This window comes from Candidatus Kapaibacterium sp. (assembly GCA_023957315.1).
GTDB lineage: Bacteria > Bacteroidota > Ignavibacteria > Kapaibacteriales > UBA2268 > PGYU01.
The window spans coordinates 18,502-31,629 of sequence record JAMLHE010000008.1 but is presented as its reverse complement, the minus strand read 5'-3'; the positions used below and the strand labels follow the sequence as shown (position 1 = coordinate 31,629).

The window sequence follows — 13,128 nt, the reverse complement described above, 5'->3', positions numbered from 1 at the left end:
TGCTATATCGCAATTTTTGTTGCAGTTTTGATATAAAATAAATAACACTTCAAACAAAACGTCACTTGCAATGATTTGTAGAATTTTTAAAAAAGTAAACTAATGATTGCCAATATCATTTCGAAAATATTTGGAAGTAAGCACGACAAAGAGGTAAAACTAATCAGACCAATCGTGGATGAAATTAACAAGTATTACGAAGAGTATCACAAATTGTCTGACGATGAAATCAAAAATAAAACAGTTGAATTCAAAGAACTTATTCAGTCTCGAATCAAAGATTTAGAAACAGAACGAGAAGAATTGCAACACAGACTCCAAGAAGAGGAGCTTCATGCTGATGAAATCATGGATATGACCCAACAAATTAAAGCTTTGGGAGATGAAATTTTTGCGACTGTGAATGATACCTTAGATGAGATATTGCCTCAAGCATTTGCTGTTGTTAAGCAAACCTGCAAGCGACTTGCCGAACAAGGCTTTGCTTATGAATATGCCGGGCAACATGCAAAATGGGATATGATTCCCTATGATGTTCAGATGATTGGCGGAATTGTTTTGCATCAGGGCAAAATTTCGGAAATGACAACGGGCGAAGGTAAAACACTTGTTGCGGTTGCCCCGGTTTACTTAAATGCCTTAGCAGGACGCGGCGTTCATATCGTAACTGTTAACGACTACCTTGCAAAACGTGACTCCGAGTGGATGAGTCCTGTTTATAATTTCTTGGGAATGAAAGTTGGCTCTATTCAATCCAATATGGATAATGACGTACGGAAAAAATATTACAATTGCGATATTACATATGGTACGAATAACGAGTTTGGTTTCGACTACTTGCGTGATAACATGGTTATCGATATCACTCATTGTGTCCAAAGGGAGCATTGGTACGCCATAGTTGATGAAGTGGACTCCGTTTTGATTGATGAAGCTCGTACACCGCTTATCATTTCAGGTCCCGTAGCTCAATCAGACCACAAATTTGCACAAATGAAGACAAAAGTGGTGAAACTGATAGATGCCCAAAGCAAGCTCATCACGTCGTATGTTTCAGAAGTTGAAGCATTGCTCAAGACAGGCAATAAAGATGACAGAGACAAAGCAGGTATTCATTTATTCAGGTCTTATCGCGGACTTCCAAAGCATAAAAAACTTTCAAAGTTATTACAAGACCCCGAAAATCAAAAATTGAAACAAGAAACCGAGTTATTCTTCTTACGTGACCGTGGCGTTCGGATGCACGAAGTTACCGACGAATTATATTATACAATCGAAGAAAAAAATCACCAGGTGGATATAACTGAGAAAGGTAGAGAAATACTTGGCGAAACTGAAGCCGACCCGGAAATGTTTGTCATTCCCGACATTGCTGCCGAATATAGTGCTATCGAGGGTGATTCATCTTTAAGTCCAGAAGAAAAGCAACTCCGTAAAGATACTGTGAATGTGATTTATTCCGAAAGAAGCGATATAATTCACACAATTCAACAATTGCTCCGAGCTTATACTCTATATGAAAAAGACGTAGAATACGTTGTCCAAGATGGCAAAGTAATGATTGTTGACGAATTTACCGGACGCATTTTAGAAGGAAGACGCTATTCGGAAGGTCTGCACCAAGCTATCGAAGCAAAAGAAAATGTGAAAGTCGAACGCGATACCCAAACATTCGCTACTGTAACTTTGCAAAATTATTTCCGCCTATACCGCAAATTAGCAGGTATGACCGGAACGGCAGAAACCGAAGCAGCCGAATTTGAAAAAATTTACAAACTCGATGTGACTGTTATCCCTACTAATAGACCAATCGTAAGGGACGACCAAGAGGATTTGATTTTCAAAACTAAGCGCGAAAAATACAATGCCCTCATTGAGGAAGTCACCGATTTGCAAAAGCAGGGCAGAGCAGTCTTGGTTGGTACAGCAAGTGTAGAGGTGTCGGAAGTTATCTCAAAAATGCTCAAGCGAAATGGCATCAAGCACAATGTTTTGAATGCCAAGCAACATGCTCGTGAAGCAGATATTGTTGCTCAAGCAGGACAAAAGGGTGCTATTACTATTGCTACAAACATGGCAGGGCGTGGGACGGACATCAAGCTCGACCATGACGTAAAGAAAAACGGTGGTTTGGCAATTATTGGCTCTGAACGCCATGACGCCAGAAGAATTGACCGTCAGTTACGTGGTAGAGCAGGTCGTCAGGGCGACCCGGGTAGTTCAATTTTCTACATTTCACTTGAAGATGATTTGATGCGATTGTTCAGTGGTGATAAAATTGCCGGAGTTATGAGCAAACTTAAAATTCCCGAAGGCGAGCCTATCCAACATTCAATGATTTCTAAAACTGTCGAAAGAGCCCAGAAAAAAGTTGAAGAAAATAACTTCTCCATCAGGAAAAGATTGCTCGAATATGACAACGTGATGAACCAACAACGTGAAGTAATCTACAATCGTAGAAGGCAAGCTCTACGCGGCGAAAGATTAAAAGGTGAGATTTTTGAATTTGTCGAAGATACCGCATTTGAATGGGTGGAAAATTTCAAAGAAGAATTAGATTTGAAAGGACTCCAAGACACTGTCCGTGCTAATTTACTTTGTGAAATTAAAATTACGGCTGATGAATTGGATAAAATGAAAAGTGATGAAATAGTTGCCAAAATCATTTCATCTGCCGAAGAATTTTACAAACGTAAAGAGGAAATGCTCGGTAAAGAATTTATGGCAAAATTGGAACGAGTCGCAGTTTTGCAAACAATTGATGACAAATGGAAAGAACACCTACGTGGAATGGATGATTTGAAAGAGGGTATCCATCTTAGGTCATACGGTCAAAAAGACCCACTTTTGGAATACAAATCCGAAGCGTTCAAATTATTCGTTGAATTAGTCAAGGACATCAACAAAGAAGCGATGTCATTTGCATTCAAGTATTTCCCGCAAATCGTTCAACGCGAAATGCGTGGCAAGCGTCCCGTAACATTCAAAGCGGCTGTCAATGAAGACGGAGTACCGGTCGTAACGAGTAGAACTCAATCTTCAAATTTGAAATTTGAGCACTCGAACCAAACTCCGGCATTCTTGGCAAATGTTCCACAACAAAGCGGTCCCGAAGGTATGGCTACTACTGTTTCAAAAACGTACAAACGCGATATTAAAAAAATCGGCAGAAACGACGTCGTCAAGGTAAAATATACTAACGGCAAAATTGTTGAAGCGAAATTCAAAAAAGTCGAAAACGATATAAGTTCTCAAGCCTGTGAATTACTCGATGATTAATGTTTCTGAGATTGATTTAGAACACTACAACTACGAATTGCCGGAAGATAAAATTGCTTATTTTCCGGCTTTCTCTCGTTCGGACAGCAAATTATTATTTGTCGAGAGAAAATCAGGGAAAATTAAGCATCACAAATTCACTGATTTAGCTAATTTATTGCCCCAAGATGCTTTATTAGTCAGGAATTCTACAAAAGTAATTTCTGCACGTTTGCATTTTCGTAAATCAGGTGGAGCAAAAGTTGAATTGCTTTTAATTAAGCCCTTGCAGCCATCTGCCGACCCTCAGATTGCGATGCAATCACTTAAATCTTGCTCTTGGGAGTGTATCGTTGGTGGTAGAGCTGTTCGCGAAGGAATGACGCTTGAAATTGATGCACATCCGGATAATGATTTGCAATTTACAGCTACCATTTTAAAAAGATACGAAAATAAGGCTGTGGTGCAATTCGATTGGTCTGATGAGGCTTTGACATTTTCGCATTTGCTAGCAAGTCATGGTCAAGTTCCTTTGCCACCGTATATCAAACGTGAAACGGAATCCAACGATGTCGAAAGATACCAAACCGTTTATGCTATTGCTGATGGTTCGGTTGCTGCTCCGACAGCCGGTTTGCATTTCACTCCTGAGATAAATGAAACGCTAAATAAGAAAGGAATCAATATCTGCGATTTGATTCTTCATGTCGGTCCCGGGACTTTCATTCCAATTGCCGATGATAAAATCGCAAATCATGTGATGCACTCGGAGCAATTTAGTGTCGGGATTAAGCAATTGAAGCAAATCAAAGTCGCATTGGAGCAAAAGAAGCCCATCATTGCTGTTGGGACGACATCTGTCAGAACTTTGGAATCACTTTTTTGGATTGGAAATTTAATTTCCGAAGGTATAAAAATTGACCTTACAGCAATTTGCTTAGACCAATGGACGGCATATGGGCAATTTGCAATTTCTGACCCGGCGGTTGCAATTACAAATTTGCTCGACCAAGCTGCGGCTCAGAAATTAGACACTATAAGCGGCGACACGTCTCTATTAATCATCCCGGGTTATCGATTTAAGGTTGTTTCCGGAATGTTGACTAATTTTCATCAACCCAAATCAACGCTCATTTTGCTCGTGGCATCATTTCTCGGCAGAGAGCTTTGGAAAGCGTCATACGACGAAGCCCTAAATTCGGATTATCGCTTTCTCAGCTATGGCGATTCATCATTATTATTGTAAAACTAACCTTTGCTTTGATAATCAATTCTAATGCTTGAATCGAAATCCAAATATTTATCGCAAAATTCGATTATTGTATCCGGCGAACACGTTGTCATCATTTCAATCACGTCGTAAAATTTCTTTGCATCGCCGTAAAAGGTTCTGAAATTCCCGATTGTGTCCGCCAAACCTTGCGTATATTGAATCTCATTTGCGATTCCTGTCAACATTCGGTTCTTAGTTTTTTCTACAAGATAGTCCAAATCCGTTCTTTTCGTTAGCAATTCAATTTCATTTCTCAACTCTGTCGCCAAAATTTCCGCTGTTACGCTTGTATCCGAAGCAATTGCATAGAAAACCAACAATGATGAATATTGCCGTCTGTCGGTAAATACTCCGGCTGAAGACGCCACCTGCTTGCCCCGAACAAGGCTATCATGCAACAAACTGCTGCGTCCACCCGCTAAAATTTGCGAAATGAAATCGGCTGTATCGTTATCCGCATTCATATAATCCGGCAAATGAAATGCTATGAAAACTGCATCCAAAGGTACTTCATCAGGGCTAATGAAGTGATGCCCCTTTTGCACATTCACTTTATTCCCATTTGAATGGGGGAGAGCACTCTCCGATTTCTCGCCAAAATATTTTTCAACAAGCTCAATTGTGCTTTGTGGCTCGCAATCGCCGCATATCACCAATGATGCATTGGAGGGTTTGTAATAAGTATCGAAAAATTGTCGCGCAAGTTCCAATGTTGAGTTATTTATATCACTAATATCGCCATAAACATCCCATGAATAGGGCGTATCGGCTTTATAAGCAAGCTCTGCCAGATATTTTCTGAATGTGCCGTAAGTGCGATTTTCAACATTTTGCGAAATTTCCTCAATCACAACGCTCTTCTGATTTTTCAAAGCGTGCTCGGTAATCTCCGAATTGTACATCCTGTCCGAATCTAACCACAAAGCGAGTTCCAACTGATTCGATGGCAATACCATCAAATATGTAGTCTTGTTGTGAGTGGTATATGCGTTATTTGAGCCGCCTGCAAGCGTACAAATCTTGTCGAATTCGCCCTTTAGCACATTTTTCGTACCTTCGAACATCAAATGCTCAAACAAATGTGCAAAACCTCTGATTCCCTTGTACTCATTGTACGAGCCTACGAAGTAAGTCAGATTGATACTGATTATAGGCGATTTCCGTATCGGAACTATTGTCAAATCAAGTTTATTGCTAAGTCGGTGTGTTACTATCGGGATATTTTTTGTTAAATCTATCATTTTCATCTTAATTATTATTCTTATCAAAGGACAAAAGCGAATAAAAGTGAAAAATATTACAAAATTTGCAAAAAAAATTTTATTATCTCGAAAATTATTGCTAATTTAAAGTTTATTTGATTAGCGAAATTGTTAAAAACAGTTTTTATACGTGGAGCTTATATATGAAGGTTTATGAACCAAAAAATATCAGGAACATCGCATTAGTTGGACATGCGGGTTCGGGGAAAACTTCTATCGCAGAGGCTATGCTTTTTCATGCAGGTAGTATCAGCCGTAGAGGTACTGTAGAAGATAACAATACAGTATCGGATTTCAACGAACTCGAACACGAGAAAAGCTCGTCTGTGTTTAGCTCAATTATGTTTGCTGAGTACAACAACACCAAAATCAATATCATCGATACTCCCGGGTATGATGATTATATCGGCGAAATGATTGCGCCGATGCATGTTTGCGACACCGCAGTAGTGGTAGTCAATTCCGTCAACGGGCTCGAAGTTGGCACTGAAAACGGAATGACTTATGCCGCAAAATCCAACAAACCGACTATCTTTTTACTGAATAAGTTAGATATCGAGCAATCAAAATTTGACTCTGTAGTCGAAGATATCAAGGCTCAGGTCGGCAATAGTGCTACCATATTCCAGTATCCGCTCAATGCCGGTGCCGGATTTAATACAGTAATTGACATTCTTTCGATGAAAGCCGTCAAATATTCAGGAAGCACCGAACCCGAAATTTTGGATTTACCCGCTTCCGAAGTTGACAAAGTCGAAACTCTCAGAAATGAACTCATCGAATCTATCGCCGAAAGTGACGAAGATTTGATGAACCAATATTTCGAAGAAGGCAGTCTGACTGATGAACAAATTGCAAACGGTTTGAAAAAAGCACTGATAGCACGTGAAATCATGCCGATTTTCTGCGTTTGTTCCAAAAATTTCATCGGTTTCAAACACTTCATGGATTTCATTGTCAAGGAAGTGCCATTCCCGAGCGAAATGCCCGTTGCAGTCGAAGAAGGCAGCATCAAAGTTGATAGCGACCCAACGGCAAAAGTTTCTCTATTTATTTTCAAAATGGTTTCCGACCCACGCCTTGGTGACATGACTTTTTTCAAAGTGATTTCAGGCAAATTACATTCAGGCATCGACCTTATCAATTCCGATAGAGGTTCATCCGAAAGAATCGGGCAGGTTTTCGTCATCAATGGCAAAAAACGCGACGAAGTTTCCGAAATGCTTGCCGGTGATATTGGCTCGACTGTCAAATTGAAAGCAACCAATATCAACGACACTTTGCACGAAAAGAATTTCAACGTTACTTTCCAAAAAATCGAATATCCAAACCCGAAAGTCCGTACAGCCGTCGTTCCCAAAACTAAGGGCGAGGAAGAAAAAGTTGGTATGGGATTGCATGCACTTCACGCCGAAGACCCAACTATCGTAATCGAACATTCGCAGGAATTGCGCCAAACAATTGTATTTGCACAAGGCGAATTGCATTTGGGCGTTATCAAATGGCGACTCGAAAATCGCTATAAGGTAGAAGCTGTATTTATCGAACCGAGAGTGCCGTACCGCGAAACTATCCAGAAAAAAGCCCAAGGCAGTTACCGCCACAAAAAGCAAAGTGGTGGAGCAGGGCAATTTGCTGAAGTTCATATGATGGTTGAGCCTTGGTACGAGAATTTGCCCAATCCCGATGGAATGTCAGTCCGTGGGAAAGACCTCTACGACCTTGATTGGGGCGGAAAGCTCGAATTTGTCAACTGTATCGTGGGCGGTGTGATTGACCAACGTTTTATGCCCGCAATTTTGAAAGGCGTCATGGAAAAAATGCAAGAGGGACCATTGACCGGCTCTTACGTTCGCGATATTCGCGTTGCAATTTATGATGGCAAAATGCATCCCGTTGATTCAAACGAAGCAGCCTTCAAGACCGCAGGGATGATGGTTTTCAAAGATAATTTCACGCAAGCAAGCCCGAAAATACTCGAACCGATTTACGATATCGAAGTGAAAGTGCCCGAAGACTACGTCGGCGACGTTATGAGCGACCTTCCTTCGCGTCGCGGAGTCATCTTGGGGATTGATTCCGAAGGTAAATATCAGAAAATCAAAGCACGTATGCCGCTTGCCGAAGTGGACAAGTATTCGCAGGCTTTGCGTTCGATGACTCAAGCGAGAGCCACCTTTACATCCGCTTTCTCCGAATACGCAGCTGTACCGCCGAACGTTCAAATCGAATTGATGGAAGCTTACAAAAAGCAACAATCAGACGACGAATAGTCACGACCTTATATAATTAATGTCTTGAAAATCCGGTTTCACACAAGCCGGATTTTTTTTTCTTACAAATTTCACTTTTTTTCTTGCACATTTAAAATATTTTTGTATGTTGCAAAGTGAGGATTTAAAATATGAAAAAGGTGTGAATATGATTTCCAAGCATGATACTCATTCCAAAATACAAGTTTTCTTACTTGTGTTGATTTTTCTAACTGCTTACGAAGGGTTATTCTCACAAAAAGAAGCATATAATTGGGATTTTGGAGGAAAATGGGTAATCACATTCGATACTCCTGATGGTGAACCAAAAATACTCAGAGAAAGTATAAGTAGCGCGACTGAGGGATGCTCATCAGTATCTGATTCAAGCGGAAGATTTCTATTTTCTACGGGTGGCGTGACAGCATACTCATATACCGGTATACCGGATTCTATTAAAAAAAGCAATAGTTTTTACGAACCATTTTGTACTTTGTTTGATAACGATGGTTTTGCAAGAGCAGGTCAAACAGGATTGATTGTTAAACAACCGGGCAATAATAATAATTATTTTATTTTTGCTTCAATGTGTAAATTTGAAAATTATAATTATTTTACAACGAGATACAGTATAGTTGACATTGACGGAAATAATGGGGTAGGCGAAATGATTATAACAGATAGAGATTTATTCAAAAATTCTGGTGAAAAATTAATCGGAATTAAGCATGGAAATGGGAAAGATGTGTGGATTATATCACATGAATTAAATTCTCGTACTTTTCTTGCTGCCTTATTAACCGAAGATGGTCTTGACCCAAACATTGTAAAAAGCACAACGGGAGCATTTCATCCTCTTTTTGGTCCTTTTCCCAATGCTTTAAGTCAAGCATTTTCAGGATTAATGACTTCAAATATTGAAGGAGATTTAATTTCGCTATTAGTTGCACATACTAATAGTCTTGATATCTTGAGTTTCGATAAACTGACAGGACAGATTAAGTCTTTACATAGTTTTAACATTGGTGATTTATTTGTTGACTTGAATGGTAAGCAAATGAACTTATATGGAATTGGGTTTTCACCTGATTCAAAGAAGTTATATGTCTCAACGATTGATGTTTTTAATAAATTAATGCAATTTGATATTAGCATATTAGATTCAAGCAGGATTTTAGCGTCAGCTTATGTAGTTTATGAAAATAATCATTCTATAAATGAAAATATAGCAGATGGAGCTATACAATTAGCTCCTAATGGTAAAATATATTTAAGAAATATTACTTCAATATTTGGAAATCCCCCAAGTTTAATTCAATCACTTTTCGTTATAAATAAACCGAATTTGTCAGGTGTAGATTGTAGTTTTATGGCTTATGATAAATTTATCTTTGAAAGAATCAAATTTCATCTCGGTCTTCCCAACTTTGTGCAGGGATTAATTGATTTTTGGGTCAAAATAATTCCGGATTCTGTTTGCGAAGGCGATGATTTAGTCCTCCGTGTTGACGTCCAACCGGACATAACGACCAACAAATATACATGGCTCGCTCCCGATGGTTCTCAATATTCAAGTAAAACACTCACAATTCGCAATGCTAAACTCTCCGATGCTGGGCTGTACAAAGTCACCGTTGATATAAACAGTACAATTCGCTCCGATTCAGTGATGATTACAATTTTACCTAAACCAATAGCAAAAATTATCGGCGATTCGGTACTTTGCGAAGGTGCTACATTGCAACTACGAGCCCAACCAGGTGCTAATTATAAATATAAATGGTCAACCGGTTCGACTTCTGACCGAATTACAATTAATAAAATTGGTCAATATATCTTAACTGTTGAAAATGAAAACGGTTGCATCGCTCACGACACAATAAATGTTAAATTAGGCGATAAATTGCTTTTCTCCATCCTCGCACCCGATTATATTTGTTTGGGTGATACAATTGTTTTGAAAACGAGTTTGACAGGCGAAGGCTATAAATATGATTGGTCAACGGGCGAAAAAACTCCGGAAATTGTGATTACTCGCGGTGGTGAGTATTCCGTCACAGTCGTATCTGATGCGGGTTGTACAGGCACAGAAACAATTACAATCGAAGAATTCGACAAACCCGAAATTAATTTCGAGAAATATTTGTACGAACTTTGCGAAGGGGAGAGCGTCACGCTGCGCCCACTCGAGATTAATTCCGAAAATAATTACAAATGGAACGACGGCTTAAACTCCTCCGAACGCATTATTAGCGAATCCGGTGATTATTTTCTCGTAGCTACTTCGCCCAACGGCTGCACAGACACAGCCTTTGCCAAAGTCACAGTTTACGCTCTGCCACAAGCTGAAATTATTGCATCGTCACTCTCTGCCTGCTTAGGCGAGGAAATCACATTGTCAGCCAATAATTTCAATCCCGCTTATAATTATTTATGGTCAACCGGTGAAACAAGCGAATCAATCACGGTTTCGAGTTCCGGAAAATATAAATTAAAAATCACGAATAATATTTGCACAGACAGCACAGAAATTGACGTGACAATTTATCCCGATTTGGCACTCGAATTAGTCTCATCGCCGCTCTCAATCTGTAATGAGGAACCGGTTGTAATTTCCTCAAAATTGAAATATGATGCATATTTCTGGTCAACAGGCGAAACTACGGAAACAATCACAGTCACTCAAGCCGGACTTTATTCACTACGAGTTGAAAATGAGGCAGGATGCACAGATTCAGCAACTATTGATATTCGACAAAATAATATTTCATTAATTCCGGACAAAAATTCTATTGATTTCGGCGAAATATGCCTTGGTACAAAAGTCACCGAAACATTAAAATTAACTGTTCAAACAGATTCCGATTTATCAATCAGTGAAATATATTTCCAAAATAATTATTTCGCAATCGAAAATATTAATTCATTTATCCGAATATATAAAAACGGTGAAGTAATAGAATTATCAATCAATTACACTCCTCAAAATATTGCCGACTTTTCCGATATTTTAATTATTAAATCCGATTCTCCTTGCGAATTCACGCTCGAAATTCCGCTCTTGGCAAGCAGCAAAATGGATTTCGTGTTTTCTTTGCCTGTGATGAAAGTCCAATCCGGTGCTTCAATTGCGATTCCACTTTATGCCAAACTCGCATGTCCCGATTGGCAGAGCATCACTACAGATTATGAAGTTACCATTGCTTTCGATGCCGAATATTTCTACCCCGACAGCGTCCGATTCGGGGAAATAGTGAGCAATACTCGTCTCGGAGCAGATAGAATAATCACAATCAAAGCTCCCGAAGCTGAATTTACACCACAAAATAAAATAATTAATTATATTTACGGAAGAGCCCTCGTTGGTCGCAGCGAAGCCACAGAGTTGAAAATTAATTCCATAACATTTTCCGAACCGAGATATTATTCCGAAACAATTAATGGCGAGCTCACTGTCGAAGGTTGCGTCAATGATTTAAGTGGCGTCCAGATGTTTAAGCCAACTGCCTTGACCGTCGCCCCCAATCCAGCTCGTGACGAAATCACACTGAGCATCTCCACTCAAGAGCAGGGCAATTTCCGCATTGAAATTTACGACATTCACGGCAGAATCGTCCACAAAGGTGACTTCAAACGTGCCGCTAACACATTGGAAATAATAGAGTTCAATGTTAACACAAAATCCATCGGAAACGGCACATACACGATTCAACTCATCACCCCTTGGAACAAAGTTTCCGAACAAGTGATGATAATGAAGTAATCGCAACACTCAAAAAATCCGGATTGTAATTATACAGTCCGGATTTTTTATTGCCAATTTGTTATGAAGGTGATTCCTCATAGCACAAAATCGCCCGAATTTAAACAATTATTCTTACATTTGTAAAGAATTTTATTTGGTTCAACTATGAAACGATTTACAAAATGAAAAAATATTTGCCTTTATTCAAGTTTTTTGGAATATTTCTGGGCGTGATTGCCGCCTATTACGTGCTGATAACAGTTTTCCCCGATTCAATTGATTTCTACATCAACGCTACAGCCCAACTATCAGCATGGTTTTTATCTATTTTCGGTATCAAAGCCGTCGCCCAAGGTGCAAGCATTATCACCGACGAACTCATCATAGCCCTTGCTTTTGGTTGCGAAGGAAGCGAGCCGATAGTGCTCTACATCGCCGCAGTGGCTGCGTTTCCGGCATTGCTCAAAGCAAAATTAATCGGCGGACTAATCGGCGTGCTGGTGCTATATTTTCTAAACCTCATTAGAATTATGCTGCTTTATTATATTGGATTGAGCGAAACCTTAGATTTTGACCTATTTCACGTCATAATTTTTCCGGTAATATTTATAATCATTGCATTAATCGTTTTTGTAGGATGGCTTAAATGGCAAAACAAGTTCCAAGCAAAAGTATCGTAATCAAGCGACCAATTTTGTACTTCGTGGTAACATTTTCTATGGTTTTCGGGCTGGGATTGTATCTATATTCCCTGATGCAGGACGACATCATGAATCATTTTATGAATTCGGGGAACTCGTATTTCCGTTCATATATCAATACCGATTTGTCGCTGAACACTGCTGTTAATCTATCGAAAGATGAAAGCAATGCAAATATACTCATTGTTCAAACGATATTTTATGCGAAAAAAAATGATGACGGAACGATTCAATCAAAAGGTATATTAATCAACATTTTTAACGAAGCATATTTCCCGATTTTATTTGTTCTGGCATTGGTGATTGCAACTCCAATTGTTTGGAGGCGAAAATTGATTTCATTATTGATTGCAACTATTTTGATTTTTGCCTTTGTATATTTCAAACTATTTGCCATTGTCATGGATAATTATTCATACCCTGAAATGGCTGTCAAGCAACTTCCTATAATCGTTTCGCAACTTGTATATTTTTATAATATGACGCTCACTGCCACCGGCACCGGAACGAATCTAATAATCGGTTTATTTATTTGGTTAGCATCATCAATCAGACGGCAAGAATTGAATTTAATCATGGATTTTGTAAATAAAAAAGCTGTCCCAAATTGAGACAGCTCTATTATTTATGTGCAAAA

The 13,128-nt window shown here is 39.1% G+C and carries 7 protein-coding genes; 6 read left to right on the top strand and 1 reads right to left on the bottom strand.

The features are described 5' to 3' along the window. The first annotated feature begins 102 nt into the window (after window positions 1–102). Window positions 103–3,279: a preprotein translocase subunit SecA gene (gene secA, locus M9949_09645; GenBank protein MCO5251669.1), complete on the top strand. Its 3,177-nt coding sequence runs from the start codon at window positions 103–105 to the stop codon at window positions 3,277–3,279. Then, a complete protein-coding gene (locus M9949_09640; protein ID MCO5251668.1) occupies window positions 3,272–4,504 on the top strand; it encodes an S-adenosylmethionine:tRNA ribosyltransferase-isomerase in 1,233 nt (410 codons plus the stop codon). Before secA ends, M9949_09640 begins: the two co-directional genes overlap by 8 nt. Window positions 4,505–4,506: 2 nt before the next feature. On the opposite strand, the gene M9949_09635 is transcribed toward M9949_09640, so the two are convergent. Continuing rightward, entirely contained in the window at window positions 4,507–5,772 is a 1,266-nt protein-coding gene (locus M9949_09635; GenBank protein ID MCO5251667.1) for an insulinase family protein, read from the bottom strand. Between the two features lie 164 nt (window positions 5,773–5,936). Here M9949_09635 and M9949_09630 point away from each other — a divergent pair, with 164 nt between their 5' ends. From M9949_09630 to M9949_09615, 4 genes are all read left to right on the top strand, one after another. After that, complete coding sequence (locus tag M9949_09630; GenBank protein ID MCO5251666.1) at window positions 5,937–8,066, top strand: elongation factor G; 2,130 nt, start codon at window positions 5,937–5,939, stop codon at window positions 8,064–8,066. Between the two features lie 148 nt (window positions 8,067–8,214). Beyond that, entirely contained in the window at window positions 8,215–11,808 is a 3,594-nt protein-coding gene (locus M9949_09625) for a T9SS type A sorting domain-containing protein (protein ID MCO5251665.1), read from the top strand. Between the two features lie 164 nt (window positions 11,809–11,972). Then, window positions 11,973–12,470, top strand: a complete 498-nt coding sequence (locus M9949_09620) for an archaeosortase/exosortase family protein (GenBank protein ID MCO5251664.1) — start codon at window positions 11,973–11,975, stop codon at window positions 12,468–12,470. Further along, window positions 12,437–13,102 carry a hypothetical protein gene (locus tag M9949_09615; GenBank protein ID MCO5251663.1) on the top strand — a complete coding sequence of 222 codons (666 nt, stop codon included), beginning with the start codon at window positions 12,437–12,439 and terminating at the stop codon, window positions 13,100–13,102. The genes M9949_09620 and M9949_09615 overlap by 34 nt, the downstream gene beginning before the upstream one ends. The last annotated feature ends 26 nt before the right edge of the window (window positions 13,103–13,128 follow it).